This is a genomic window from Corynebacterium sp. (genome assembly GCF_043426755.1).
Classification (GTDB): domain Bacteria; phylum Actinomycetota; class Actinomycetes; order Mycobacteriales; family Mycobacteriaceae; genus Corynebacterium.
This window is the reverse complement of sequence record NZ_JBHWRP010000004.1, coordinates 12,585-38,368: the sequence shown is the minus strand read 5'-3', so window position 1 is coordinate 38,368 and position 25,784 is coordinate 12,585. Positions and strand designations below refer to the sequence as shown.

26 protein-coding genes and 1 tRNA gene are annotated in these 25,784 nt (G+C 62.1%); 19 read left to right on the top strand and 8 right to left on the bottom strand.

Annotation, left to right across the window (positions count from 1 at the left end; genetic code table 11):
• From ACHFGA_RS00895 to ACHFGA_RS00885, 3 genes are all read right to left on the bottom strand, one after another.
• On the bottom strand, positions 1-805 hold an 805-nt coding region (locus ACHFGA_RS00895), incomplete at its 3' end, for an IS3 family transposase (RefSeq protein ID WP_394280594.1).
• Positions 805-1,113 (bottom strand): transposase, encoded by a 309-nt coding sequence (locus tag ACHFGA_RS00890; RefSeq protein ID WP_394280593.1) that lies wholly within the window; start codon positions 1,111-1,113, stop codon positions 805-807. The genes ACHFGA_RS00895 and ACHFGA_RS00890, both read right to left, overlap by 1 nt.
• 621 nt (positions 1,114-1,734) lie before the next feature.
• Positions 1,735-1,824 (bottom strand) — tRNA-Leu (locus ACHFGA_RS00885).
• A 177-nt stretch (positions 1,825-2,001) separates the two neighbouring features.
• Here ACHFGA_RS00885 and ACHFGA_RS00880 point away from each other — a divergent pair.
• Together ACHFGA_RS00880 and ACHFGA_RS00875 are read left to right on the top strand one after the other, a co-directional pair.
• On the top strand, positions 2,002-2,556 hold the full coding sequence (locus ACHFGA_RS00880; protein WP_394280592.1) for a YbhB/YbcL family Raf kinase inhibitor-like protein: 555 nt from the start codon (positions 2,002-2,004) through the stop codon (positions 2,554-2,556).
• The gene (locus ACHFGA_RS00875; RefSeq protein WP_394280591.1) at positions 2,557-2,901 is read left to right on the top strand and encodes a hypothetical protein; all 345 of its coding nucleotides are present in this window, start codon (positions 2,557-2,559) and stop codon (positions 2,899-2,901) included.
• 12 nt (positions 2,902-2,913) lie between these two features.
• On the opposite strand, the gene ACHFGA_RS00870 is transcribed toward ACHFGA_RS00875, so the two are convergent.
• From ACHFGA_RS00870 to ACHFGA_RS00860, 3 genes are read right to left on the bottom strand one after another with little or no spacing between them, the layout of a single operon-like run.
• Positions 2,914-4,014, bottom strand: coding sequence for a quinone-dependent dihydroorotate dehydrogenase (locus ACHFGA_RS00870; RefSeq protein WP_394280590.1), 1,101 nt, complete (start codon positions 4,012-4,014; stop codon positions 2,914-2,916).
• Between the two features lie 7 nt (positions 4,015-4,021).
• Positions 4,022-5,044, bottom strand: coding sequence for a YncE family protein (locus ACHFGA_RS00865; protein ID WP_394280589.1), 1,023 nt, complete (start codon positions 5,042-5,044; stop codon positions 4,022-4,024).
• A 34-nt stretch (positions 5,045-5,078) separates the two neighbouring features.
• Positions 5,079-5,939 carry an aldo/keto reductase gene (locus ACHFGA_RS00860; protein ID WP_394280588.1) on the bottom strand — a complete coding sequence of 287 codons (861 nt, stop codon included), beginning with the start codon at positions 5,937-5,939 and terminating at the stop codon, positions 5,079-5,081.
• Between the two features lie 61 nt (positions 5,940-6,000).
• On the opposite strand from ACHFGA_RS00860, the gene ACHFGA_RS00855 reads away from it, so the two are divergent.
• From ACHFGA_RS00855 to ACHFGA_RS00815, 9 genes are all read left to right on the top strand, one after another.
• Positions 6,001-6,828: an undecaprenyl-diphosphate phosphatase gene (locus ACHFGA_RS00855; protein ID WP_394280598.1), complete on the top strand. Its 828-nt coding sequence runs from the start codon at positions 6,001-6,003 to the stop codon at positions 6,826-6,828.
• Positions 6,829-6,850: 22 nt separating this feature from the next.
• The gene (gene mshC / locus ACHFGA_RS00850; protein ID WP_394280587.1) at positions 6,851-8,056 is read left to right on the top strand and encodes a cysteine--1-D-myo-inosityl 2-amino-2-deoxy-alpha-D-glucopyranoside ligase; all 1,206 of its coding nucleotides are present in this window, start codon (positions 6,851-6,853) and stop codon (positions 8,054-8,056) included.
• A gap of 24 nt (positions 8,057-8,080) precedes the next feature.
• Positions 8,081-8,458, top strand: coding sequence for a hypothetical protein (locus ACHFGA_RS00845; RefSeq protein WP_394280586.1), 378 nt, complete (start codon positions 8,081-8,083; stop codon positions 8,456-8,458).
• 1 nt (position 8,459) lies between these two features.
• Complete coding sequence (locus ACHFGA_RS00840) at positions 8,460-9,146, top strand: HAD family hydrolase (protein ID WP_394280585.1); 687 nt, start codon at positions 8,460-8,462, stop codon at positions 9,144-9,146.
• Between the two features lie 10 nt (positions 9,147-9,156).
• Positions 9,157-9,420: a phosphoribosyl-ATP diphosphatase gene (locus ACHFGA_RS00835; RefSeq protein ID WP_394280584.1), complete on the top strand. Its 264-nt coding sequence runs from the start codon at positions 9,157-9,159 to the stop codon at positions 9,418-9,420.
• A gap of 15 nt (positions 9,421-9,435) precedes the next feature.
• Complete coding sequence (gene hisG, locus ACHFGA_RS00830) at positions 9,436-10,281, top strand: ATP phosphoribosyltransferase (protein ID WP_394280583.1); 846 nt, start codon at positions 9,436-9,438, stop codon at positions 10,279-10,281.
• Positions 10,282-10,363: 82 nt separating this feature from the next.
• Positions 10,364-11,788 (top strand): aspartate ammonia-lyase, encoded by a 1,425-nt coding sequence (gene aspA, locus ACHFGA_RS00825; RefSeq protein ID WP_394280582.1) that lies wholly within the window; start codon positions 10,364-10,366, stop codon positions 11,786-11,788.
• A 191-nt stretch (positions 11,789-11,979) separates the two neighbouring features.
• A complete protein-coding gene (locus ACHFGA_RS00820) occupies positions 11,980-13,290 on the top strand; it encodes an anaerobic C4-dicarboxylate transporter (RefSeq protein ID WP_394280581.1) in 1,311 nt (436 codons plus the stop codon).
• 4 nt (positions 13,291-13,294) lie between these two features.
• On the top strand, positions 13,295-14,950 hold the full coding sequence (locus tag ACHFGA_RS00815) for a formate--tetrahydrofolate ligase (protein ID WP_394280580.1): 1,656 nt from the start codon (positions 13,295-13,297) through the stop codon (positions 14,948-14,950).
• Here ACHFGA_RS00815 and ACHFGA_RS00810 read toward each other — a convergent pair.
• Together ACHFGA_RS00810 and ACHFGA_RS00805 are read right to left on the bottom strand one after the other, a co-directional pair.
• Positions 14,934-16,019: an HNH endonuclease signature motif containing protein gene (locus ACHFGA_RS00810; protein WP_394280579.1), complete on the bottom strand. Its 1,086-nt coding sequence runs from the start codon at positions 16,017-16,019 to the stop codon at positions 14,934-14,936. The genes ACHFGA_RS00815 and ACHFGA_RS00810 overlap by 17 nt on opposite strands.
• A gap of 246 nt (positions 16,020-16,265) precedes the next feature.
• Positions 16,266-17,087, bottom strand: coding sequence for a RecB family exonuclease (locus ACHFGA_RS00805; RefSeq protein WP_394280578.1), 822 nt, complete (start codon positions 17,085-17,087; stop codon positions 16,266-16,268).
• Between the two features lie 27 nt (positions 17,088-17,114).
• Here ACHFGA_RS00805 and ACHFGA_RS00800 point away from each other — a divergent pair, with 27 nt between their 5' ends.
• Genes ACHFGA_RS00800 through ACHFGA_RS00765 form a run of 8 tightly spaced genes read left to right on the top strand, consistent with a single transcriptional unit; the run spans position 17,115 to position 25,744 of the window.
• Positions 17,115-18,335: a M18 family aminopeptidase gene (locus ACHFGA_RS00800; RefSeq protein ID WP_394280577.1), complete on the top strand. Its 1,221-nt coding sequence runs from the start codon at positions 17,115-17,117 to the stop codon at positions 18,333-18,335.
• Between the two features lie 33 nt (positions 18,336-18,368).
• The gene (locus ACHFGA_RS00795) at positions 18,369-19,202 is read left to right on the top strand and encodes a tRNA (adenine-N1)-methyltransferase (protein ID WP_394280576.1); all 834 of its coding nucleotides are present in this window, start codon (positions 18,369-18,371) and stop codon (positions 19,200-19,202) included.
• 22 nt (positions 19,203-19,224) lie between these two features.
• Positions 19,225-20,736, top strand: coding sequence for a proteasome ATPase (gene arc / locus ACHFGA_RS00790; protein ID WP_394280575.1), 1,512 nt, complete (start codon positions 19,225-19,227; stop codon positions 20,734-20,736).
• A 20-nt stretch (positions 20,737-20,756) separates the two neighbouring features.
• Positions 20,757-22,277 carry a depupylase/deamidase Dop gene (gene dop, locus ACHFGA_RS00785; RefSeq protein ID WP_394280574.1) on the top strand — a complete coding sequence of 507 codons (1,521 nt, stop codon included), beginning with the start codon at positions 20,757-20,759 and terminating at the stop codon, positions 22,275-22,277.
• Positions 22,278-22,296: 19 nt separating this feature from the next.
• Positions 22,297-22,482, top strand: a complete 186-nt coding sequence (locus tag ACHFGA_RS00780) for a ubiquitin-like protein Pup (RefSeq protein ID WP_394280573.1) — start codon at positions 22,297-22,299, stop codon at positions 22,480-22,482.
• Positions 22,483-22,512: 30 nt separating this feature from the next.
• The gene (gene pafA, locus ACHFGA_RS00775; RefSeq protein WP_394280597.1) at positions 22,513-23,880 is read left to right on the top strand and encodes a Pup--protein ligase; all 1,368 of its coding nucleotides are present in this window, start codon (positions 22,513-22,515) and stop codon (positions 23,878-23,880) included.
• A gap of 6 nt (positions 23,881-23,886) precedes the next feature.
• Positions 23,887-24,801 carry a helix-turn-helix transcriptional regulator gene (locus ACHFGA_RS00770; RefSeq protein ID WP_394280572.1) on the top strand — a complete coding sequence of 305 codons (915 nt, stop codon included), beginning with the start codon at positions 23,887-23,889 and terminating at the stop codon, positions 24,799-24,801.
• Entirely contained in the window at positions 24,791-25,744 is a 954-nt protein-coding gene (locus ACHFGA_RS00765) for a helix-turn-helix transcriptional regulator (RefSeq protein ID WP_394280571.1), read from the top strand. Before ACHFGA_RS00770 ends, ACHFGA_RS00765 begins: the two co-directional genes overlap by 11 nt.
• The last annotated feature ends 40 nt before the right edge of the window (positions 25,745-25,784 follow it).

Genomic DNA, 25,784 nt, shown 5'->3' with positions numbered 1-25,784 from the left:
GGTTGTAGACGACTTCCATCCAGTAGGCAACGGCCTTGCGTGCAGCATCACGGGTAGGCCATCGCTGCCGGTCATAGAATTCAGTCTTTAGCGTCGACCAGAACGACTCAGCCATCGCGTTATCGAAGCACACGCCAGTACGCCCCACAGACTGGGCAATGCCCAGGTTGCGGCAGACCTCCCAAAGCTTCTCACTGGTGAATTGCGTTCCGCGGTCAGCGTGAAACACCAGCCCATCAGGAACGTCACCACGCAGCGTATGCGCCATCCGCAGGGCCCATTCGACCAAACTTGTGTCTTGAACGCTATCCATAGCCCACCCCAGCACCCTGCGGGAATGGCCATCGCGGACTGCACATAGGTACAACCAGCCTTCAGCAGTGCGCAGGTAGGTAATATCTGACATCCACACCCGATTCAGCTCACCAGTATCAAACATGCGCTTGACCAGATCAGGAAGCGTGGACTTACGCTTAGCTTGAATGGTTGTCACTGGGACAAAGGCCCGCGGTGAAATCCCTTCAATGCCCATCATGCGCATCCGCTTAGCCACAGTCTTGCGATTCAAGGTGATCTGGTAGCGCTCGGCAAGCTCTGCGGTGATCCGCGGAGCACCATAAACCTCATCAGAGTCTTTCCAAATCTGATGAATCTCACGGTCAACATCATCGTAAAATGCAACACGATCATCTTCACCGGATAGCTGTTTCTGCTGGGCATGGGCCCATTTGTAATATCCAGACCGAGACACTCTTAATAGCCGTGCCATGCGCTTGATGCTGTAGTTCGCCTTCTCCTGCCGCATCAATTCGAACTTTTCTGCTCGCGTTGCTTCGCAGCGAAGAAGGCCGTCGCTTTTGACAAAAACTCGTTATCAATCTTGGCTTCTGCCAACTCACGGCGCAGACGAGCATTCTCAGCTCGGAGATCAGCCTCGCTCATCCCATCGGAGGATCCTCGGCGCTCACGCTCGAGTTTGACCCACCGGCCTAAAAGCCCGGCGGAAACACCGATCTCCTTAGCCACATGAGCGATCGGTCGCTCTGACTCGATTACCAGGTTCGCGGCTTCACGCCGGTACTCCGGCGTGTACTTCTTGCGCTGTTGACTCACAATGAACATCCTCTCTTACGGACACAAGATCCGTACAAATAGGGTGTCCACTAAACGAGGGTAACCTCAGACGCGGTTGTGGTCGATGTTATCGGGGACGTGGACTAGCCAGAAACGTTGGAACCAGGTGGACAGGGTTTGCCTTGTACGTCCTATCTATGTGGCTATGCCTGTTAGTGATAGTGGTCCTAGTAGCCATGAGATAAACAGTGCGAATCGGGCGGCCTGGGTTGCGTTGGTGTTGGGTTGGGTGGTGCTTGCGCCGCAGTGTGCTTTGCATCGCCAACGTTGGGTGCCTTTTGATGTTGTTCCGTTGCGTTTCATCGGACCGTTGGACACTTGGCAGGTTGGTGGTGAACAAGTCATACACCAACGATTGCTGGGGATGTGTGTCGGTTGATGCGTTGGGGTGGCTTAGCAGATCTACCGCTGGAAGTGGTGGAACCAGGGTCTTGATCCCGCTGAATGTCTCATTGTTAGACACGCATTAGGTGATAGGCCCAGGTGTCGCCCTGATTTAGCACCTTCCTAGACACACATTCCTTTACTTAACCCTGCTTCGAGGCTGCGCGAAAGAAAAAATCTCGCCGCACCGCTAGAGCGATGTTGCGAGATTCCGTGTGGTGCCCGAGGGGGGACTTGAACCCCCACGTCCGTTAATAGAACACTACCACCTCAAGGTAGCGCGTCTGCCAATTCCGCCACCCGGGCAAGGGTATTGCACCCAGCGCGCTGCCAAAGTTTGGCGTGTTGCGCTGAACACTTCGCCTACTTTATCCCGAACGTGCGCGTTGGCACAAATCGCCACGTCAGAGCACTTTCGTGGCGCGTTAATCTTATTGATGTAATCTCCACCCCCGAGGGCACGGTTTCAGGTAGAAATGGGATATGGCACATTCAACTCCTGATTACGTACAAGATCGATTCCCAGGGCCCGATCCGTACGCACCGCTGAAGGATCTGCCCACGTTCACACTGGCTTCAACCGACCTGACCAACGGCGACGAGCTCGATGAGAAGCTCCGCGCCCCACAATCGCAGTCCCCGCAGCTGAGCTGGTCTGACCTCCCAGAGGGGACGAAGTCCCTGGCGATTACCTGCCTGGACCCTGACGCGCCAACAGGCTCGGGCTACTGGCACTGGGCTGTGTTCAACATCCCAACATCGGTCACCGAGCTTCCCACCGGTGCCGGCTCTGATGCGACGCTGGGCGGCATCGACGGCGTGGTCACCCTCAAGGGCGACAATGGTGTGGCTGAGCACTATGGCGCCAACCCGCCTGCGGGCCATGCGCCACACCGCTACCTGTACGCGGTCCACGCCGTGGATGTAGAGAAGCTGGACATTGACCCAGAATCTACCCCGACCGTGCTAGGTTTTAATCTCTACTTCCATTCCCTGGCGCGCACGGTGCTGTGGGGTTACTACGAGAACCAAGGCTAAATGATTCCGATTCCGCTTCGCGTCGGCGGCGCGTTCATGTCGCTCGCCGTCGTCCTTATCGTCCAGGCCGTTGTGGCGTTTATCTCCGGCGGGATCTTCGAGATCACCGTCGGCTCCGTCTTGGTGTGGGTGGCCGCCCTGATTTTTGGCGCCTTTGCCACCCAGCGCCGGGACCAACCCGGCTCGCGGTCTCAGGTGATTGCGCTCGTGACCGCTCTGGTGTTGATCATCATCAGCGTGGTCACCCCGACGATTGTCCTGACGACCACAGCCGCGTACTGGATCGCAGCCTACGCGGCGATGGCGGTGGTCTGTGCGCTCATCTTGCGTCGTTCGATCGCTTAACGACGAGCAGACCTACCCACGCCACGGCCGGCCACTGCCCACGGCTTGACTGATATTGGTCAAGCCGTGGGCTTTGACCTGTGCGGCCAAGTCGCGGTGAATGCGGTAAATCCAGCCGGGGCCGCCATAGATGAACGGGGTGTAGCCCTGCAGAAGGTGCGCACCCGAGGTGATGCGTTCCCACGCCTGCTGCGGTGTGCTGATCCCGCCAACGCTAATCAGCACCAGTTTTCCACCCACGCGTGCGTGCAAGCGACGCAGCACTTCGAGGGAGCGGGCGTTCAGCGGTGCGCCCGAGATACCACCGGCACCCATCTCGTGGACGGTTTCGGCATCGGTGGACAGTCCCGCACGTGAGATCGTCGTGTTGGTGGCAATGATGCCAGCCAGCCCCAATTCCAGGGCGAGGTCTGCAACAAGGTCGATATCGTCGTCGGCAAGATCCGGCGCAATCTTGACCAAGACCGGAGAGTCTGTTGCCTCAAGCACTGCCTGGAGCAGCGGGCGGAGGGACTCGACGGCCTGGAGGTCGCGCAGACCCGGCGTGTTCGGCGAGGAAACGTTAACTGCCACGTAGTCGGCCAAGGGGCCCAGCAGGGCGGCGCACTGGCGGAAGTCAGCCACCGCATCCTCGGAGGTCTTATTCTTGCCGATGTTAATGCCCACAATGTCGGCAGAGCGGCGCCCCTTCAGACCCTCCGCTGCGGCCAGAGCGCCTTTGTTGTTGAAGCCCATGCGGTTCAAAATCGCCTTGTCCTTCGGTAGGCGATACAGCCGCGGCGCAGGGTTGCCTGGCTGCGGCTTCGGCGTGACGGTGCCCAGTTCCGCATAGCCGAACCCCAGTGCGCCCCACGCGTCAATGGAGGCAGCGTTCTTGTCGAATCCGGCAGCCAACCCCAGTGGGGCGGGGAAGTCCACCCCGAAGAGTTCCTGTTGCAAGCAGGGGTCGTCGTAACGCACAAGCTTTTCGACGAGGCGGTTCACCGGGTAGGCCACGTGAAGCCCCCGTACCCCCACATTGATGATGCTGTGAATCCGCTCTGGGGACAGGCGGAACATGGCTTTGAGTGCTAGGCCGTAGGCTGCGTCGTAGAGTGTGTCGCCGATATTCATGGGGTCCTTATTCTCCGTTGCCGGTGTTGTCAGTGATGGAGTCTGGGCTAACTACCTGCAAGCCGTCGCCGGAGGCGGAAGCGATGACGAGGGTGCCGTCGTCAAGCACCACCATGTTCTGCGCATCAGCGACCGTGTCTAAGCGGGCTTGCTCAAGGGGCACGCCGTTGGAGATGTCGTAGCCGGCCGCGGTGTTCTTTTCCAGCGACGTGATCCACGCCAGATCCTTGGCCGGGTCCCAGGCCACGCCCCACGGGGCGGGGTCGACGGGTGCGGTCTGGTGCAGGCGGATCACTTCACCGGCGGTGTAGATTGCCAGCTGGTTGGCCATGTTGTCGGCAACGACGACCAGGCCGTCTTCACCCGGAGCCATCTGCGCCACACCCAGGCCGACGCGCAGCGTACCGCCGCCGCGACCATTGTCCAGATCGATGTCCTGGATCGTGGTCATTTCTCGCCCGATGCGCACGACATCGTCCGCTTCATCGTCGTCATGTGCCACAGCGATCAGCTGATCTGTACTGTCCTGGACCTGGAAATCGGCGTCGAGTGCACCGCCGCGGTACACCCATGCTTTACCTTCGGTTCCGCTGGCGGTGACCACGTCACCATTGCTGATGCGCACCGCAGCGTTGGCGGGTTCTTCCAGTTCCAGGGTCTCTTCGCCGCCTTTGTCGTCGATCATGCGCACGGTGGTGCCGCACGCGACGGTGAAGACGCCGTCGTGGGCAGAGACCTCGGTGCAGCTGTCGTCGAGGGTGATGGGGGAGACTTCGCCGGCCAGGATCTCGTCGAGCGTGCCGACGAATAACCCTTCAGCAGTGCGCACGCCCAAGGTGTCGCCGGTGAGATCCATGTCAGTGATCGCATCGAAGTCAGTGACCTCACCAGTGGGATCGGTCGAAGCTGGGGATTCCACCGGGGAGGCGCTGCCCATCTCTGGCGTCGGCGGCGGGGCGGTGTCCTCCCCACATCCCGCTAAACCGACAGAAAGTGCTGATACCACGGCGACAACCTTGAGCTTCTTCACAAGGCCTAAGCCTAGCAACTAGGAGGCTGAACCCCTATTTCGAAACATCGTCCAGCGCCGCCACGATCGCCCGCGGCAAGGTAAGTTCCGCGGCCGGCAGCCACTGTTCCAATTCGCTTATCGACGAAGGCCCCACCAGCACGCTTGCCACTTCAGGCTGGTCGCAGACCCACGCCAGCGCGGTCGCCGCTGGGGAGAGGCCAAGGCCATCGGCGGCCGTGGTCAACGCTTCGACGATTGTGCGCGCCTTCTCGGATTCGTAGGGGTGAGTCGATGGCGTACCCTGCACCGGGTGCCCGGTGAGCACCCCGCCAGCGAGCGGAGAGGAAGCGATCACCCCGATTCCCAGGTGGTTCGCCGCAGGCAGAAGTTCTTCTTCTGCATCGCGTTGCAACAGGGAGTACTCGGTGCGTGCAACGGTGAGCCCGGGCGTGACCGCCAACTGCCACCCGCTGTAGCCGATCGCTCCCGCGTAGCGCACTTTTCCTGCTGCTACCGCTGACTCCAGGGTGGCGGCGACCTCAACCGGTGGGGTGCGCGGGTCCCAATAGCCGGCGTGAAAAACGTCGAGGTAGTCGGTGCCCAGGTCCCGCAAACGCTGTTCCAATCCGCGCAGCAGTTGGGAACGTGAGCAGTTCACGCGCTGACCGACCGGCAGCGACATGTCCACGCCGGCCGAAGCAGAAAGCACCACATTATCCCGGCCAACCGAGCACACCGCTTGGGCCACCCGGGCCTCGGTACCAGGGGCGATGTCAAGAAGATCCCCGCCGGCATCGACGAAAGCAGAGATGATCGAGTTGGTGGTCGCGCTGTCCTCGTCGACAAGCGAATTGGTGTCTAAACCTAGGGAGGAGACTCTTAATCCGCTGTGACCCACGTTTCGTTTCTTCACTTCACCCACAATAGTTGTAGGGTGGTTCGCTGTGAATGAAGTAGCTCAAGTTGCAGAGTCGATGACGTGGGTGCAGGTCATCGTCCTATCCATCGTCCAAGGTCTCACCGAGTTCCTGCCGGTCTCGTCGTCAGGCCACCTGCGGATCGTCTCTGAGCTGTTCTGGGGCCAAGACGCCGGCGCCTCCTTTACCGCGGTGATCCAGCTGGGCACAGAGGCCGCTGTGCTGGTGTACTTCGCCAAGGAGATCTGGCAGATCCTCACTGGCTGGTTCGCCGGACTCTTCAACCCGGAACGCCGCGGGTTGGACTACCGGATGGGCTGGATGGTGATCGTCGGCACGATCCCGGTCGGTGTCATCGGCTTCTTGGGCAAGGATCTGATCCGCGACAACCTGCGCAACCTCTGGATCACCGCCACCGTGCTGGTGCTGTTCTCCTTCGTGTTCATCTGGGCAGAACGCGTGGGTAAGAAAACCCGAGGGTTCGACGAAATGACCATGAAAGACGCTGTGATCATGGGGCTTTTCCAGTGCCTCAGTCTGATCCCCGGCGTGTCACGCTCCGGCGGAACCATCTCAGGTGGTCTGTTCATGAACCTCGACCGTGAGGTAGCCACCCGATTCTCCTTCCTGCTGGCGATTCCCGCCGTGCTGGCCTCTGGCCTCTTCTCCCTGCCGGACGCTTTCAACCCGGACGTGGGCCAGGCGGCCTCGGGCGCCCAGCTGACCGTAGGCGTGGTGATTTGTTTCGTCCTGGGCTACGTCTCGATCGCCTGGCTGCTGAAGTTTGTGGCCAACCACTCCTTCTCCTGGTTCGCCGCCTACCGCATCCCAGTGGGCATCCTGGTCATGATCCTCTTGGCTACCGGTGTGATGTCACCTATGTAAGGACTTATGTAAGGTAGGGCCCATGCAGACTTGGCCAGAACCTTCAGTACCTCACGTCGCAGGTACGCCCGCTCCTTTACATCTCTTCGACACCGCTGACCAGGTAGTTAAATCGGTCGACGTGTCGGATGACCCGGTGGGTATGTACGTCTGCGGTATTACGCCGTATGACTCCACCCACTTGGGCCACGCCGCGACGTACCTCACCTTTGACTTGGTGTACCGCATCCTGCTGGCTAACGGGCACAACGTGCATTACGTGCAGAACATCACGGATGTCGACGACCCCCTGTTCGAGCGTGCAGAGCGCGACGGCGTGGACTGGCAGGAGCTGGGCCGCGGCCAGATCGATCTTTTCCGCTCCGACATGGACGTGCTCGACGTGTTGCCGCCGCAGCATTACGTTTCCGTTACCGAATCGGTGGATGAAGTCATCGAGCTGGTGCAGGAATTGCTGGACAAGGGCGCGGCCTACCAGATCGACCAGGGCGATATCTATGCCTCGATCGAAGCCACCCCGCAGTTTGGCTACGAATCCAACTACACCCGCGAGGAAATGGACGAGGCCTTCGCTGAACGTGGGGGAGACCCTGAGCGTGAAGGCAAGCGCCACCCCCTCGATGCCTTGGTCTGGAAGGGCGAGCGCGAGGGGGAGCCATACTGGGATTCCCCATTCGGGCCAGGCCGCCCCGGCTGGCACGTTGAGTGTTCCGCGATTGCCACCAACCGGCTGGGCAACCAGTTTGCTATCCAGGGTGGCGGTAGCGATTTAGCCTTCCCGCACCACGAGTTTTCCGCAGCCCACGCCGAGGCCGCCAAGGGTGTCGACCGTATGGCCGGCCACTACGTGCACTCCGGCATGATCGGACTGGACGGGGTGAAGATGAGCAAGTCCCTGGGCAACCTTGTCTTTGTGCACAAGCTCACCGAGGCAGGCCACGAAGCCGGCGCGATCCGCTTGGCCGTGTACAACGGGCACTACCGTTCTGACCGAGACTTCTCCGGTGAGATCCTGGCCGCCGCGGAAGAGCGTTTGGCTACGTGGCGCAAGAAATTCGCCCAGGAATCTAGCAAGGAAGAGGCGGAGGCAATCGTCGATAAGCTTCGTGAAGCCCTATCGAATGACCTGGATACGCCACGTGCGCTGAGCATTGTCGACGAGGCGCGCGGCGACCACGAAGGCATGATCGCGAATGCGGTGCACGGGCTGCTCGGCGTGCGCGTTTAGCAGTTTTCGGTGAGAATAGACCTCATGACGATCCGTGAACAGTTCCAAGCTGATGTCGACGAGTTCATCGCCGACCTGCACACCTTCGCTACCGGCTCCTACCTCCGCGAGGAGGACAAGGAGTTCTGGGACGAACCCTTTGACCCGGTGGTGCTGCCGGATCTGAAAAAGTTGATCGAGATGTTCCTCGACGCCCTGGAGACCTTGGCGGACCCAGGTGCCGCCGAGCTGGTTGCGGTGGTCGAGGCTTTCCACACTAACCTGCATGAGTTCAACGCCAAGCACCACGGCGCGGTGCTGGAACCGGAGGAGAAGGAAGACCTGTCGGAGCTGATCTTCAACGCTTCGGCGGCGACGGGGGCTGACGAGGAAGCGCTGAGCGAGCTTCCGGAGCTGGAGTAGCATGACAACTCCCGCACGTTTTCCCTTCCGCGCGATCTTCTGGGACATGGACGGCACGCTGATCGACACCGAGCCGCTGTGGGGGATCGCCACGTACGAACTCTCCGAGCGCCTCGGCCGCCGCCTCAGCACGGCCAAGCGCGAAGAGACGATCGGCGGCAGCTTCGCCAACACGCTGAAAGTCTGCGCGGACTGGGCCGGGGTCACGCTTGTCGACGGCGACCTCGAACGCCACCGCGCCTGGATGTACCAGCGCATGGGCCAGTTATTGTCCGGGGACATCGAACCGCTTCCCGGTATCGCGGGTCTGCTTCGTTCGCTTTACGACGAGGGCGTGGTCCAATTCGTCACCACCAACACGGAGCGCGAACTGGCCGACTACTGCATCGACGCCGTTGGCCGTGAACTGTTCACCGACACGATTACCGGCGACGAAGTACCCCAAGGCAAACCCGCCCCAGACATGTACCTTGAGGCGGCCCGGCGGGTGGGCGCTGACCCTGTAGACTGCCTCGTTTTCGAGGACTCCTGGGCCGGAATGTCGGCTGCCGCGGCCGCAGGGTGCCGGGTGCTTGGGCTTCCGGGGGAGGAGCGGCCGGTCCCGGACGGGGTGGCGCGCTTCGACGCAGCCAATTTTGTCGGGGCTGGAGCCGAGGATGTGATCACATGGTGGGAGTCCATCGGCTAGAGTTAACGGCGTGAAAAATTTCGATACCCTTTTTGCTGAACTCACCCAGAAATCGCAGGAACGCCCCGAAGGCTCCGGCACCGTCGACGCGCTGGACAAGGGAGTGCATTTCATCGGCAAAAAGATCATCGAAGAAGCCGGCGAAGTGTGGATCGCCTCTGAATACCAGTCCGACGAAGAGCTGGCCGAGGAAATGAGCCAGCTCATCTACTGGACCCAGGTGATGATGGTCTCCCGTGGTCTCAACCCCGACGACATCTACAAGTACCTGTAATAAGGAGCGTTCCCCATGATTAAGATCGCCGTCCCCAATAAAGGTTCCCTCTCGGAGGCCGCCACCGAGATCCTTGCCGAAGCCGGCTACAAATCGCGCGGCTACACCAAGGCGCTGAACGTTTTCGACGAAGAAAACCAGGTAGAATTCTTTTACCTACGGCCCACGGATATTGCCATTTATGTTGCCGGGGGACACCTTGACCTCGGCATTACCGGCCGCGACCTGGCCCTCGACTCGCGCGCTGAAGTCGAAGAGGTCATGGAGCTCGGCTTTGGCGGCTCCACGTTCCGTTTCGCAGCACCCGCAGGCGAGGAGTGGTCGCTGGAGAAGCTCAACGGCAAGCGTATCGCTACCTCTTACCCGCACCTAGTCGAGGATTACCTCGCTGAACGCGACATGTCCGCCGAGGTGATCCGCCTCGACGGTGCCGTGGAGATCTCCATCAAGCTAGGTGTGGCTGATGCGATTGCCGATGTTGTTTCCACTGGCGCCACCTTGCGGCAGCAGGGACTCGCCCCTTTCTCGGAGCCGATCGTGGCCAGCGAGGCCGTCGTCGTAAAGCGCGCTGAAGCTGAAACCACCAAGGAAATGCAGGTTGTGCTCGCACGCATCAGGGGCATCTTGGCGGCGCGCACCTACTTGATGATCGACTACAACATTGCGCGTGACAACCTGGCGGCGGCATCGGCGATTACGCCGGGCCTGTCGGGGCCGACGGTCTCGCCGCTCTCCCGTGACGGGTGGGTCGCGGTGCGCGCAATGGTGCCGAAGAAAAACGCCAACGCTGTGATGGACGAACTCGCGGCGGTTGGTGGCGAGGCGATCCTGGCCTCCGAGCTGCGTATCGCGCGGCTTTAAAATATTTCTCAACGATTTTTCTGGTGAAGATCACGCCCTAGGAAGTAAGGTGTGATGAAACCAATGAAAGGAACCTCTCATCGTGTCAACACGGACAGAAGAAGACCTCTTGGGGACCGTCGAGGTCCCCAACGAGCACTACTACGGTGTGCACACCATGCGCGCCGTGGACAACTTCCAGATCTCACGCACCCACATCAATGACTTTCCACACTTCGTACGCGGCATGGTCCAAGTGAAGAAGGCTGCCGCCATTGCGAACCGCCGGCTCCACGCCCTACCAAAAGACGTCGCGGAGGCCATTGTGTGGGCCTGTGACCAAATCCTCGACGAGGGTCGCTGCATGGATCAGTTCCCGATCGACGCTTTCCAGGGTGGTGCAGGCACCTCCCTGAACATGAACACGAACGAGGTCGTGGCCAACCTAGCGCTTGAGAAGCTGGGTAAGCCGAAGGGTTCCTACGACGTGATAAACCCGAACGATCACGTCAACCTGGCACAGTCCACCAACGACTCCTACCCAACCGGCCTGCGCCTCGGCCTGTACTACGCGATGCAGGAACTCATCGAGCAGCTGGACCAGCTGCAGAGCTCCTTCCGCGACAAGGGCGACGAGTTTGTCGACATCCTGAAGATGGGCCGCACCCAGCTGCAGGACGCCGTGCCGATGACGCTTGGCTCCGAGTTCAAGGCCTTCGGCGCGAACCTGGCGGAGGAGCAGAAGACTCTGAAGGAGGCTGCGGAGGACCTGCTGGAGGTCAACTTGGGCGCGACGGCGATCGGCACCGGCGTGAACACTCCGTCCGGCTACCGCGACAAGGTCATCGAGGCCCTGCGCGAGGTCACCGGCCTGAACATCAGCTCCTCCCCAGACCTCATCGAGGCCACCAGCGACACCGGCGGCTACGTCTCCGCCCATGCCGCCATCAAGCGCGCCGCGATGAAGGTGTCGAAGGCCTGCAATGACCTGCGCCTGCTGTCCTCCGGCCCACGCGCCGGCCTGAACGAGATCAACCTGCCCGAGCGCCAGGCCGGTTCGTCGATTATGCCGGCCAAGGTCAACCCGGTCATCCCAGAGGTTGTCAACCAGATCTGCTTCAAGGTCTTCGGCAACGACGTCACGGTGTCCTGGGCCGCAGAGGCAGGCCAGCTGCAGCTCAACGTGATGGAACCGGTCATCGCGGAGTCCCTGTTCGAGTCCATCTCCATCCTGGGCAACGGCGCGAAGACCCTCCGCGAGAAGTGCGTCGAAGGCATCACCGCCAACGAGGACGTGTGCCAGGGCTACGTGGACAACTCGATCGGCATCATCACCTACCTCAACCCCTTCATCGGCCACCACAATGGCGACCTGATCGGCAAGGAGGCCGCAGCGACCGGCCGCGGCGTGCGCGAGCTGGTCCTGGAGAAGGGGCTTCTCGACGAAGAGACCCTGGACAAGGTGCTGTTCAAGTCGAATCTGATGCACCCCGAGTACCGGGGCAAGATTTACCTCGACGAAGAATAAGCACGCTTTACGACGATTCCCGCCGCCTCCGGATGCGCCTAGTTGCTTCCGGTTCGGCGGGTTTTTCGTCGTTAAGCGACGCTGTGGAGGTTTGGGTGCTTTAGATCACGTCCGACTGAGTTGTTTCGGACACGATGCTTCCATGATACTTGTAGGTAGGTACTATCTCTTTGTTATGGAAAGTGGATCTCATGCTTTTCCTCATCCACCTGATTATTTTGTTCGGCGCGATCATTCTGGGCGCGCGCTTGGGGTCAATCGCGATCGGTTTCGCCGGCGGCCTGGGTGTGCTCCTGCTGGGCGCGACCGGCATGACGGTGTCCGCGGAGGATATTCCGTTCGACGTGATCGGCATCATTATGTGCGTGATCGCCGCGATCTCCGCGATGCAACGCGCCGGCGGCATGGACTACCTGGTGCACCTGGCGGAGCGTTTCCTGCGCCGCAACCCGAAACGCATCACGCTCTACGCGCCGATCGTGACCTGGTTGATGACGGTCTTCGCCGGCACCGGCCACACCGCGTTCTCGACCCTGCCGGTCATCGTCGAAGTCTCCAAAGAAGGCCACGTGCGCCCCTCGCGCCCGCTGTCGGTGGCGGTGATCGCCTCCCAGATGGCCATTGTCGCCTCGCCGATTTCAGCCGCCGTCGTGTTCATGGCGGACCTTTTGGAGCCCTACGGAGTGGGCTACCTCCAGCTGGTCGGCATCATGATGCTATCCACCTTCCTCGCGATTTTCCCTACCGCCTTCGTTGCGAACCGGCTGGGCAAGGAGCTTGACGACGACCCCGTGTACCAGGACCGTGTGGCCCGAGGGCTCGTCGGCACGCCGCAGGCGGCTGGTGACTATGTCGCACCGAAGGGCGCCAAGGCCTCGGTGGGTGTATTCCTCGTCGCGATCATCGCCGTGATGCTGTACGCCACCGCCATCTCCGAGCAGGTAGGCCTCATCGCCGACCCGACGCTGCCGCGCAACGAAGCCATCATGACGATCATGCTGGCCGCCGCCACCGTCATCCTGCTGATCACCAAGGTTCCGGCCGCAGACATCCTGACCACGCAGGTGTTCCGCTCCGGCATGTCGGCCTCCGTGTGTGTGCTGGGCGTGGCATGGCTGGGCACCACCTTCATCAACCACTACCTCGACGACATCCAGGTGCTCGCCGGCGACGTGCTGAGCGCCCAGCCGTGGCTGCTGGCCGTAGTCCTCTTCTTCGCCGCCGCGCTCCTGTACTCCCAGGCCGCCACTGCGAAGGCCCTGATGCCCGCCGCGCTGGCGATCGGTGTGTCCCCGCTGACCGCCGTGGCAGCCTTCCCCGCAGTCTCGGCCCTGTTCGTGCTGCCGACGTACCCGACGCTGCTGGCCGCCGTGGAGATGGACGACACTGGCTCCACCCGCATCGGCAAGTTCGTCTTCAACCACCCTTTCCTTGTCCCGGGCGTTTTGTGCATCGCTATCGCCGTGTTGCTGGGTTATCTGTTCGGCGCCGTAATACTCTAGGAGCATGCTCTCAGACGTATCTATCGCTCAAGCCCACACGCTCCGACCGATCACCGAGATCGCCGAGAGGGCGGGCATTTCCGACAACGCCCTTGTCCCATACGGCAAGCACATGGCCAAGGTGGACCTCGCACACGTTAAAAAATCTTCGAACCCCGGCAAGATCGTCCTGGTCACCGGGGTATCGCCCACCCCGGCGGGGGAGGGCAAATCCACCGTCCTGATCGGGCTTACCGACGCCCTGGCCTCCCTGGGCCACAAGGCGATGGTGGCGTTGCGTGAGCCTTCGCTGGGTCCCGTCTTCGGCATCAAGGGTGGTGCGGCCGGCGGCGGCTACTCCCAGGTGGTGCCGATGGAGAATATCAACCTGCACTTCACCGGCGATTTCCACGCGATTACCGCCGCCAACAACACGCTGGCGGCGCTGGTGGACAACCACATTCACCAGGGCAATGAGCTGCGCATCGATCCGCGCCGCATCACGTGGCGCCGCTGCCTCGATGTCAACGATCGTTCGCTGCGTGAGGTCGTCACCGGCCTGGGCGGCCCGAAGCAGGGTACGCCGACGGAGACCGGTTTCACCATCACCGCCGCCTCCGAGATCATGGCCGTGCTGGGCCTTGCGACCGACCTGCAGGACCTCAAGGCGCGCCTGGCCCGCCTGACCGTCGGCCTGACCTATGACGGCGCGCCGGTGACCGCAGGCGACTTGGGTGCCGAGGGCGCGTTGACCGTCTTGCTGAAGGACGCGATCAACCCGAACTTGGTCCAGACTTTGGGTGGCACCCCGGCCTTCATCCACGGCGGCCCGTTCGCCAATATTGCCCACGGGTGCAACACGCTGATCGCGACGACGACGGCGCAGCAGTACGCCGACATCGTGTGCACCGAGGCCGGTTTCGGTTCTGACCTTGGCGCGGAGAAGTTCTTCGACATCAAGGCCCGCTACGGCGAGTTGGATATTGCGGGTGCGGTGATCGTGACGACGATCCGCTCCATGAAGTACAACGGTGGCGTAGCCCGAGAGGACCTGACCGACGAGAACCTCGACGCTTTACGACGAGGCATCTGCAACCTTGAGCGTCACGTGGACAACGTGCGCAAGTTCGGCGTGAAGCCGGTGGTGGCTGTGAACCTCTTTACCTCTGATACCGATGCGGAACGCGAGTTCATGCGCGACTGGGCCGCAGAGTTTGGCGTGGATGTCGCTGAGACCTCTGCCTGGGCCGATGGCGGCGACGGGGCCATCGACTTGGCCGAGAAGGTGGTCGCGAACCTGTCCAGCGGGTCGCGCCAGCTGTACGATCCTGCCGACGGCATCGAGGCCTCCATCGAAACGATCGCCCGCGAAATCTATCACGCGGACAAGGTGGAGTACTCCGTCAACGCCGCCCGCGACCTGCAGGTGCTCAAGGACAATGGTTGGGACACCCTGCCGGTGTGTATCTCGAAGACCCAGTACTCCTTCTCGGACGATCCGAAGCAGTTGGGCGCGCCCGAGGGCCACACGTTGCACGTGCGCAAGCTGCAGCCACGCACGGGTGCTGGTTTCGTCGTAGCGCTCACCGGCGATGTCATGACGATGCCCGGCCTGGGTAAGACGCCTGCCGCTTACAGCATTGACATCGACGACGACGGGGAGATCACGGGCCTGTCCTAAACCCCGTCTCAAACAGGGTGCGGATCGGGTTACGCTGCGCCACCGGGTGTTCGTTGCGCACGAGGCGCCCACCCGGCAGGATCCGGTGCACCTCTCCCGCGACGTTGCGGTACTGTTCCGCGGCGCCCGCCTTGCCGTTGTGGTAGCCGCACAGCTTCGACAAGTTGGACATGACCGTCAACCCACCGCGCGAATAGGGCACGTTGTGATTGACTTCGCAGCGGTGGGCGGGCACGGTGCACTCCTCGCCACCGCACACGATCTGTGCAGCTTCGAGCAGCGCGCGCTGTTTTCGGGTGGGAGTGCGGCGCAGCGCGACTTCGATGGCTTCCGGCGGTGGCGGCTCGGCCCCCGTTTCTTCACAAGCCTTTAGCAGTCGCTCGAGCGCTTCCCGCGTGGTGATGGGTTCGTTGCCTTCGGCCAGGCGCCCCGTCGATAAGCTGATGGGCCCGTCGACGTTGGTCAGGCCGACGAATTCGGCGATCGGGCCAAGTTTCATCGCCATCGCCTCGTGCCCGGTGATGGTGGCTCCCAGGCTGGTGGTCAGGATCGCGTCGTCGCCTTCGCCGTTGAGCAAAGCCAGCCCGATATCGAGCGGGATCAAGATTTTCGCGCCATAGATCGTCTCGCCGCCCCCGGTGGCCATCACGGCGACGGCGGCCTCGTCGACAGGCACATCGTTCTCCTGCGCATAGTCGCGAATCCGGGCGTCGATCTCGCTGATTTCGGCCTGGGTACCGCGCAGGCTCATGGTGGCATCGTTGGTGTCGGCATGTTTGGTTACGCGGTAGTCGCGGGTGGCAGCCTCCTTGCCGGGCTTGCTTAACGACGCGAGCTGCTCGCGCGCGAACACGCGGAAATCCTTCGTGTGCCCGGAGAACTCGGCGAGCCGGCGGCGCAGCGGCCACTTGTCGGCTTTGTTGTGCACTCGGGCGACGTAGTTTTCGATGTGCCGCAGCCGGTCCATGCCGTGGCCGTTACGCACCGCCGCCTCGCGGGCCAAGCGTTGCTGTTTCTTGGACCCGGTGGTGCCGTAGTAGACGTCGACGAGCTTGTAGTAGCCGCGCACGGTATCGGCCTCGGCGCCGCGGGCGAGGAGGCTTTCGGCGGGCACGTCGGCAAGCTGGCCCAGCAGCGTCATGGCTGCCGTGCCCATCTGTACCAGCGCGTCGATTACGTTCATGGCCCCAACGCTAAAGCGCGTCCCGCAGCCCCGCGCAGCGCAAGCGAGAAATGTCCGAAATCTGTGGAAAACAACAATGTTATCCACAGATTTTCGGTGGCGCAGATCACAACGGTTGCGGGCGCCGGTTACCTAGCTAGGATCAGAAGGTTGGTCAGCCACGCTGCCTGGCCAGCCCGGATATTCGGGCGGCACCCCGCCGAAGGCCGGGCACAGTTCTTGGAAATTGCACCATCCGCACAGCTTGGAGGTCTTGGGGCGGAAATTTCCCTGCCGGCCGTCGGCTTCGATTTTGGCCCACAGCTCGCCCAGGTCGCGTTCGAAGTATTCGAGTTCCTCGCGCGAGGGGCTCAGAAACATTGAATCGATGACCTTCAGGTACATCAGCCGGAGTTGGGCGGGGATCTCGTCGTAAAGCCTCCAGTACACCAGCGCGTAGAAGCGCATCTGGAACTGCGCGGACGCCGAGTAGCGTGGCAGGGGCTTTTTGCCGGTTTTGTAGTCGACGACGCGCACTTCGCCGGTCGGGGCCACGTCGACGCGGTCGATGAATCCGCGCACGGGCACCCCGTTCGGCAGGACAGTGTTCACGTACATTTCCTGCGAGGAAGAATCGAAGCCCTGGGGGTTTTCCATTTCGAAGTAGCCGCGCACAAGGCTGCGGACTTCAACGAAATAGGCGGTTTCGTCGTCGACAAGCGTTGCGTATTCGGGGTGCTTATCGACGAGGGCCTCCCAATTCGGCTTGATGCGCTTGACGGCGGCGGGGTAGGTGCGCTGCTCGCGCGGCCACGAGTGGAGGTCCTCCAGAACGGCGTGCACGTGAGTGCCGCGGACCTGCGCGAGGGTGGGTTCCTCGGGCAGTTTGTCGATGGCACGGAACCTGTAGAGCAGCGGACACTGCTGGTAGTCGGAGGCGCGCGAGGGGGATAGGGCGAGTGGTCGTGGTGTCATGATGGTCTCCATCATAGAGTGTGAGGTATGAGCCAGATTCGCGACCTTATCGATTTCATCGCCGCTTCCCCCTCCGCCTTCCATGCCGCGCGCGAGGTGGCCGACCGTCTCGCAGCCGCCGGTTTCACCGAGCACGGCCCCGGCGCGGCGCTGGGAACGCAGCCGGGCGGGCACGTGCTTGTCGACGGCGGCGCGGTGATCGCCTATTGGATCCCGGAGGATCCAAACCCGGCGTTCCGGATTATCGGTTCCCACACGGATTCGCCGGGGTTCATGCTGAAACCGACGCCGGATGTCCTCGCGCATGGTTTCCACCAGCTGGCGGTGGAGGTCTACGGCGGGCCGATCCTTGCGTCCTGGTTCGACCGGGAGCTCACCTTCGCGGGGCGCATCGTGCTTGACGACGGTACCTCCCGCCTCGTCAACACCGGTCCCGTCGCCCGCATCCCGCACTTAGCGATCCACCTGGAGCGTTCCAATGAGCTGAAGCCGGACCCGCAGGCGCATATGCAGCCGATCATGGGGGCGGGGCACGCGGAGTCGATCATGGATGTGGTGGCTGAGGCGGCGGGCGTCGATAAGCACTCGATCCTTGCGCATGAGCTGATCAGCGCCGATGCGCAGGAGGGCGCGGTCTTCAACGATATGCTGGCCGCCGGGCGCTTGGACAACCTGAGCAGCGTGCATGCTTCTGTCACGGCGCTGCTGGACGCCACGGCAGACGTGAAGGACATCCTGGTCCTGGCCGCGTTCAACCACGAGGAGGTGGGTTCGCAGTCCACGACGGGCGCCGGGGGACCGCTGCTTGAACGGTGCTTAACGACGATCGCCCGCGCCTTCGGCGACCCGTTGACCATGTTCGCGGCTTCCACCATGGTGTCCGCCGATGCCGCCCACTCGGTGCATCCCAACTATGCCGCCAAGCACGACCCGACGCATCGCCCGCTGCTCAATGAGGGGCCGGTGTTGAAGATCAATGCGAAGCAGCGCTATGCCTCGGACGCGGTGACGGAGGCGCTGTGGATTAACGCGTGCCGCGCGGCCGATGTGCCGGTGCAGACGTTTGTGGGGAATAATTCGGTGCCGTGCGGGTCGACGATCGGGCCGATTGCGGCGACCCGGCTGGGGATCCCGACGGTGGATGTGGGCGTGCCGCTGTTGTCGATGCACTCGGCCCGGGAGCTGGCCGGTACCCAGGACCAACTATGGTTTGCGCGTGCTCTTACGGCATACTTGACCGGTAACTAATCGGTAGATTTTCCCGTTTCAAGGAGGCCGCCGTTGTATTCTGGACCTTTCCAGGCAGGCGACAAAGTGCAGTTGACTGACGCGAAGCGTCGCCATTTCACCATCGAGTTGGTGCCGGGGGCCGAGTACCACACCCATAAGGGTGCGATTCTCCACGATGACATCATCGGTTCCGACGAGGGCTCCGTGGTCAAGTCCACCATGGGCAGTGACTATCTCTGTTTCCGCCACCTGCTGGTGGATCACGTGCTGTCGATGCCGCGTGGCGCCGCCGTGATCTACCCGAAAGATGCCGCCCAGATTTTGGTCGAGGGCGATATCTTCATGGGCGCGCGCGTGCTCGAGGCCGGCGCGGGCTCCGGTGCGTTGTCGATGAGCCTGCTGCGCGCCGTGGGCCCTCAGGGCCATGTGTTCTCCTATGAGATCCGCGATGATCACCTGCAGTTCGCCAAGGATAACGTCTCGGAATACTTCGGTGAGGCTCCAGCGTGGTGGTCGCTGCGCCTGGGCGATTTCGGCGAGGTGACTACCGAGGATCTTGGCGGTCCCGTCGACCGCGTCATCTTGGACATGGTGGAGCCCTGGCACTTCGTCGACACGGTGAAAAATATCCTCATCCCCGGCGGCGTGTTCATGACCTATGTGGCCACCGTGCCCCAGCTGATGAACATCATGGAGGGCATCCGCGAGGCCAAGTGCTTCACCGAGCCGCGGGCGTGGGAGACGTTGTTGCGCGAGTGGAAGGTTGACGGCCTGGCCACCCGACCGGAACACCGGATGAATGCGCACACCGCCTTTTTGGTGTGGACGCGCCGGCTTGCCGACGGTGTCACGCCGCCCCGTCCGCAGCGCAAGGCTCGTCGATAAGCACACGCTGTAAGCTAGCAGCATGGCCAACGAGGAGATCGTTAACGAGAACAAGGAGCTGAAGCGCACCAATCAGACGCTGAGTTCCCGCAACGCGAAGTTGGCGCAGCTGCTGCGTCAGTCGCGCGATCAGTTGCAGGATTTGCACGCGCAGATCGAGGCGCTGGGCGAGCCGGCCTCCACGTACGGCATTTTTCTGGCGGGTTCGCACCGCGGCCAAGAGGCCGAGGTGTTTACTTCCGGCCGCCAGATGCGCGTGAAGGCCTCGCCGAACCTGGAGCCGGGGACTCTGGAGCCCGGCCACCTTGTGCGTTTGGGCGAGGGCTTGGTGGTCGTCGAATCGTGCGGCTTTCCGACGAGCGGCTCGCTTGCCACGCTGATTGAAAAGGTGGGCACCCGGCGCGCCATTGTCGCTGATCAGCTGGGTAATGAGTCCCTAGTTCACCTGGCGTTGCCGCTGCGGACGAAGGCGCGCGCCGGGGATACTGTGCTGGTCGACGTGAAGGCCGGCTTTGCGGTGGAGCGCGTGGAGAAGACGGAGGTCGCGCAGCTCAGCCTGGAGCAGATCCCGGATGTGTCTTATGACGATATCGGCGGGCTGGGCGCGCAGATTGAGACGATTAAGGATTCCGTCGAGCTGCCTTTTGCCCACCCTGATCTGTATAGGCAGTATGATCTGCTGCCGCCGAAGGGCTTGTTGCTTTATGGCCCCCCGGGGTGCGGGAAGACGTTGATCGCGAAGGCGGTGGCGAATTCTTTGTCGCAGCGCATCGGTGACGGCGGCCGCGCCTACTTCCTTAATGTGAAGGGCCCGGAGCTGCTGAATAAGTTTGTTGGTGAGACGGAGCGTCGCATTCGGCTGATTTTTGAGCGCGCACGCGAACTTGCCGACGAAGGCCGCCCGGTGATCATCTTCTTTGATGAGATGGAGTCTATTTTCCGCACCCGTGGCTCGGGCGTGTCTTCGGATATGGAGACGACGGTGGTCCCGCAGCTGCTCACAGAGATCGACGGTGTGGAGGGGCTGGCGAACGTGATCGTGATCGGCGCGACGAACCGTGAGGAACTGATCGATCCTGCGATCCTGCGGCCAGGGCGCTTGGATATTAAGGTGCGCATTGACCGGCCGGATCGCGCGGGTGCCGCGGATATTTTCTCGCGCCACTTAAGCGATGAGATTCCGCTGGCGCAGCCGCTGGAGGAGCTGATCGATTCCGCGGTGGCGGCCCTGTTTGCGCCGCGCCCTTATGTGCGTTTGGAGCTTATCGACGGTACCTCTGAGGTGCTGAACTACTCGGACTTTGTGTCAGGCGCGATGATCGCCAATATTGTGGACCGCGCGAAGAAGCTAGCGATCAAGGACCATATCGCTGGTGTGTCGTCGTCAGGTGTAAGCGCCGATCACCTGCGCAAGGCGGTCACGGCGGAGCAGAATGAGAGTGAAGATCTGCCGAATACTGCGAGCCCGGATGAGTGGTCGCGGATTTCTGGCCGCCAGGGCAAGCGTGTCGTGTCGGCGGAAGTGGCGCTCTAGGCGCGATGAGAAAGGAAAACATGGCCCGTTTTATGGGGACCGAAACTGAGTACGGCATCTCTACGCCGGAGCAGCCGGACTTGAGCCCGATCGTGAGCTCCACCCACGCGGTGGTGGCCTACGCTGCGGTCAAGACCGGCGCGCGTGCCCGGTGGAATTATGAGGATGAGCACCCTCTCGCCGATGCGCGCGGCTTTGACCTGCGGCGTTACCGTACCGTGCCGGTGGTGGACTGGGATGCGATCGGCGTAGCCAACGTGGTGCCCACCAATGGTGCGCGCTTCTACGTGGATCATGCCCACCCGGAGTATGCCTCGCCGGAGGTGGATAACGCTTTCGACGCCATGGTCTATGACGCTGCCGGCGACATCATCTTGAATGAGGCAGCGCAGACCGTTGCCGATCTCTACGCCCAGGGCACCAGCGTGGTGAAGAACCATGATCCGTGCCCGCCGTTGAAGCTATACAAGAACAACGTGGACGGCAAGGGCGCGTCCTATGGCTCGCACGAGAACTACCAATACCTCCGCGCAACAGACTTTGATGTTTTGACCCAGGCGATCCTCCCGTTTTTCGTCTCCCGCCAGGTCGTCGTTGGTGCCGGCCGGGTGGGCATCGGCGAGGCGGGGGAGCGCGACGGGTTCCAGATCTCTCAGCGCGCGGACTATTTTGTGCAAGAGGTGTCGCTGGAGACCACGCTGAACCGCGGCATCGTCAACACGCGCGATGAACCCCACGCGGATGCGGCGCGCTTCCGCCGGTTCCACACGATCATCGGCGATGCGAACATGAGCCAGTTCTCCAACGTGCTTAAGCTGGGCACAACGAAGCTGGTCATCGACGCGATCGAAAACGGCGTGGACTTCACCGACCTCGCGCTCAAAGACCCTGTCGCCGAGCTCAAGGCAATTTCGCACGACCCCAGCTGCACGCACACGGTGTCGCTTGTCGACGATCGCCAGCTGACCGCCATCCAGCTCCAGCGCGAGTACCTCGCCCGCGTGACACTCGAGGACGAGTACGACCAGCGCGTTGTCGAACTGTGGGCTGAGGTATTGGACGATCTGGAGCGCGACCCGCTATCCACCGCCGACCGTTTGGATTGGACTGCCAAGTACGCCCTGATCAAGGGCTATGTCGATCGGGGAGTGGCGTGGAGCGACCCGAAGCTGAAGCTGGTGGATATCCAGTATTCGGACATCGACCCCGCCAAGAGCCTCTACCACGCGCTGGTGCGGGCCGGGCGCATGCGCACGCTTGTCGACGAGGAGACCATCCGTCGGGCAGCGCAGCACCCTCCGAAGAATTCGCGCGCCTTTTTACGCGGTGCGGTCGCGGCGAAGTTCCCGGAACAGGTTGTCGCCTCAAGCTGGCAGACGATCGTCGTTAAGCACGAGCACGGTGTTGCCAAAATCAGCATCGACGCCGTGGATGGCTTTACTGAAGAGGAGGTCGGCGAGCTCGTCGACGCAGCCGCCTCCACCGACGACCTACTGGCCGCCCTGCGTGACGCGGGCCACGACATCGTCGACGTACACTAGAAAAGAAAAGGAGACTTTCATGGCACAGCAACAAGTTCATGGCACCGGCGGCGCCGGCGAGGACGAGAACATCGGCGAAGAGGCCGCGGGCAGCGTCCAGATCAACACCGCGGGGACCGACGATCTGCTCGATGAGATCGACGGCCTGCTGGAGACGAACGCCGAGGAGTTCGTGCGCTCCTTTGTGCAGAAGGGCGGCCAGTAGGCCGTGGGTGAGGTATTTGCGCGGCGCATCATGGGCGTCGAGACCGAATTCGGCGTGACCGCCACCCGCGACGGGCGGCCGGTGCTTGGTCCCGAAGAGGTGGCCCGCTACCTGTTTCGGCCGGTGGTGGCGAAATACCAGTCCTCGAATATCTTTACGCCATCAGCCGCGCGCCTCTACCTAGATGTGGGCAGCCACCCAGAGTACGCGACCGCCGAATGCGATAGCCTCACCCAACTGCTCAACCACGACAAAGCCGGGGAACGGATCTACCACGAGCTGGCGCTTCAGGCGGAACAGGCGCTTGCCGACGATCACATCGGTGGCACCGTCTACTTGTTCAAAAACAATGTGGACTCCGCCGGTAACTCTTATGGCGCGCACGAAAACTACCTGATCAGCCGGGAGATGGTGCTGAAGTCCCTGGGCAAGCAGCTGCTTCCCTTCATGATTACCCGCCAACTAATCTGCGGTGCGGGCCTGATCAAGGATGGGCGTTTCGTGCTTTCGCAGCGGGCGGACCAGGTGTGGGAGGGGGTGTCTTCGGCCACCACGCGGACCCGCCCGATCATCAATACGCGCGATGAGCCGCACGGGGATTCGCACCGCTTCCGCCGCATGCACGTAATCGCCGGCGATTCCAACATGGCAGAGCCCACCTTCGCGCTCAAGGTTGGCTCCACGCTGCTGGTCATCGAGATGCTGGAGGCCGGCTTTGATCTGCCGGATTTCGAGTTGGAGAACGCGATCAAGCACGTGCGCGACATCGCCGACGATGCGACCGGCTCCACGGTACTGAAGCTGAAGGATGGCTCCACAGTCACCGCGCTCGAGGTGCAGCAGGCGATTTATTCGTCGGCACGCGACTGGCTCGACGTCCGCCCCGACGAAGGCACCCCGAACGAGGAAATGGCGCGTGTGGTTGATCTGTGGGGCAGGGTGCTGCGCGCGATCGAGACGCAGGACTTCAGCCAGGTCAACACCGAGATCGACTGGGTGATCAAACGCACGCTGCTCGACGCCTACCGCGACAAGCTGGGCGTGGACTACGACCACCCCAAACTGCGCCAGATCGACCTGACCTACCACGATATCCACCCCGAGCGCAGCCTGTTCTACCTCCTGCAGCGCAAAGGGCGCGTGCGACGCTGGACCACGGACGAAGCCATCGCCGAGGCCGCCGAACACGCCCCAGCCACCACTCGCGCCGCCCTGCGCGAGAAGTTCCTCCGCGCCGCACAGTCGCTCGGCGCACCGATCTCCGTGGACTGGGTCCACATGAAAGTAGACCGGCCGGAACCGCGCACGGTGGACCTGCTGGACCCCTTCGCCAACGAAGACCCGCGTGTCGACGAGCTGATCGCCTACATGGACGCCCACCACGAAAAGAAAGGCTAGGTGCTCGTGACAGCTGACGACGACGCGGTCGCACGCCTGACCAACCTCACCTTCGGGCTGCTGGGCGCAGAAACACCGCGCACACATGACTGGGTGCGCGCCAACGTCGCCGGCTACGAGAATCGCACCGACCAAGCCTTCCAGCGGCTGATTCAACGCGACGTCGCGAGCATCCGCCGCGCCGGGGTGCCCGCACGCAGTGAGAACGGGCTGGTGTGGGTGGATAAAGACTCCTACGAGCTGCCACCCATCGAGTTTACCGACGCCGAGGCCACCGTGCTGGGACTTGCCGGCGACCTGGGCCACGCGGGCAGCCTGGGTGCCTTTGCCCGCTCGGGGTGGACGAAGCTCGCGGCCTCCGGGGCGACCCGCTCTTTCGACGATGCCCCTTTGGCCTCGATGGACAATGACGTGTTGCGCCTGTCGGCCGATTTGGTCCAGGCGGTCACCGCATGCATCCGGACGCGGACCCGCATGAGTTTTGACTACCGTTCCAGCCCCACGGCCGAGGTGCAGCGCCGCGTGATGGACCCGTGGGGGATCGTCGCGCTGCACAATAAGGCCTATATCGCCGGGTGGGACGTGGAACGTCGCGCGCCGCGCAGTTTCCGCGCCATCCGCGTGAGCAACGTGCGCAAGGTGCGTTCCGACGAATTCATCACCTCCGACCGTGATCTCCAGGAGGTCGTCGAAGAGTCTCTCCGTGGCCCTACGACCACCGCCACGTTGCTTATCGACGAGCCCGCCCCAGAGCTGACGGAGAAAGCCACCCGCGATGCTAAGCACTGGGTGTTACGTGATGTTGAACGTGATTGGTTGGTGCGCACCGTTGCCAGCTATGCCGACCGGGTGGTCGTCGTCAAGCCTGATGATGTGCGCGCCGATGTCCTAGCGCTGTTGGAGGCTGCACATGAAGGATAGTCCCGAAAAGATCACTGATCTGGTGCGCTCGCTGAACCTCGTGCCGTATCTGCGGCAGCATCCTGAAGCGACGGTGATGGAGATTGCCCGTGACCTCACCCTCAGCCCGCAGGACGTAATGGATGCGCTCAACCGCCTGCACATCTCGGGCGTGGGTAAGGGGCCCGGCGAGATGATTGACCTTGTCGCGGATTGGAGGCAGGTTACCCTTATCGACGACCAAGGCCTTAACAAGCCTCTGCGCTTGACTCCCACGGAGGCGAACGCGCTGCTGCTCACCCTGGAGACGCTTGAGACGATCCCTGGGCTTGTCGATCAGGACGCTGTGACCTCGGCCGCCGCGAAAATCCGAGCCGCCGTCAAGGCTCCAGGCGTGACCGACACTATCGCCGACACTGATCCAGGCCCTGCCACCGTTATCAGTCAGGCACTTGCCGACGAACGCCAGTTAGAACTCGACTACTACTCAACGTCATCGAGCTCCACGCGCACCAGGCAGGTCAGCCCCGAAAAACTCTTCCACCGCGATGGGCACACCTACCTGAATGCCTGGGAGGATGGTGAGCAGAAGTCATTCCGTTTAGATCGAGTGCGCCGCGCGACGCTTCTCGACGAACCCTCCGCCGCTAAAGGGAGCCGTTTCGATGCGGAGGATCCTTTCGGTTTCGCCGATAAGCAGGTCGCCGGGTTGCTGATCGCGCCCCATGCCACGAGGCTGATCGACTACTGGGATATCGAACTCGGGGAGCGGAGCAGTACTCCGGATGATGGTGGGTGGTGGACTGCCACCATGCCGTTTGGCTCACCCGAGTGGCTTGTCCGTTTCGCACTTAGCCAAGCCGACCGCGTAAAGGTGGTTTCTCCTCAGGATGTCGCCGAGGAGATTGTTCGGCGAGCGGATTCGGCACGCAAGCGCTATGATCAACCGGACAGCATTGAGTAACTGCTAAGTTGGTAACTCATAAGGCATAGCTCAATTTTTG

Bases quoted from the DNA above. Each gene is read 5' to 3' on its own strand.
- ACHFGA_RS00840 (WP_394280585.1), top strand. From the start codon at position 8,460: ATGACAACTCCCGCACGTTTTCCCTTCCGCGCGATCTTCTGGGACATG.
- arc (WP_394280575.1), top strand. From the start codon at position 19,225: ATGGCCAACGAGGAGATCGTTAACGAGAACAAGGAGCTGAAGCGCACC.
- ACHFGA_RS00870 (WP_394280590.1), bottom strand. From the start codon at position 4,014: ATGAATATCGGCGACACACTCTACGACGCAGCCTACGGCCTAGCACTC.
- ACHFGA_RS00780 (WP_394280573.1), top strand. From the start codon at position 22,297: ATGGCACAGCAACAAGTTCATGGCACCGGCGGCGCCGGCGAGGACGAG.
- ACHFGA_RS00845 (WP_394280586.1), top strand. From the start codon at position 8,081: ATGACGATCCGTGAACAGTTCCAAGCTGATGTCGACGAGTTCATCGCC.
- ACHFGA_RS00765 (WP_394280571.1), top strand. From the start codon at position 24,791: ATGAAGGATAGTCCCGAAAAGATCACTGATCTGGTGCGCTCGCTGAAC.
- pafA (WP_394280597.1), top strand. From the start codon at position 22,513: ATGGGCGTCGAGACCGAATTCGGCGTGACCGCCACCCGCGACGGGCGG.
- hisG (WP_394280583.1), top strand. From the start codon at position 9,436: ATGATTAAGATCGCCGTCCCCAATAAAGGTTCCCTCTCGGAGGCCGCC.
- ACHFGA_RS00800 (WP_394280577.1), top strand. From the start codon at position 17,115: ATGAGCCAGATTCGCGACCTTATCGATTTCATCGCCGCTTCCCCCTCC.
- ACHFGA_RS00815 (WP_394280580.1), top strand. From the start codon at position 13,295: ATGCTCTCAGACGTATCTATCGCTCAAGCCCACACGCTCCGACCGATC.
- ACHFGA_RS00855 (WP_394280598.1), top strand. From the start codon at position 6,001: ATGACGTGGGTGCAGGTCATCGTCCTATCCATCGTCCAAGGTCTCACC.
- mshC (WP_394280587.1), top strand. From the start codon at position 6,851: ATGCAGACTTGGCCAGAACCTTCAGTACCTCACGTCGCAGGTACGCCC.
- dop (WP_394280574.1), top strand. From the start codon at position 20,757: ATGGCCCGTTTTATGGGGACCGAAACTGAGTACGGCATCTCTACGCCG.
- ACHFGA_RS00805 (WP_394280578.1), bottom strand. From the start codon at position 17,087: ATGACACCACGACCACTCGCCCTATCCCCCTCGCGCGCCTCCGACTAC.
- ACHFGA_RS00820 (WP_394280581.1), top strand. From the start codon at position 11,980: ATGCTTTTCCTCATCCACCTGATTATTTTGTTCGGCGCGATCATTCTG.
- ACHFGA_RS00875 (WP_394280591.1), top strand. From the start codon at position 2,557: ATGATTCCGATTCCGCTTCGCGTCGGCGGCGCGTTCATGTCGCTCGCC.
- ACHFGA_RS00880 (WP_394280592.1), top strand. From the start codon at position 2,002: ATGGCACATTCAACTCCTGATTACGTACAAGATCGATTCCCAGGGCCC.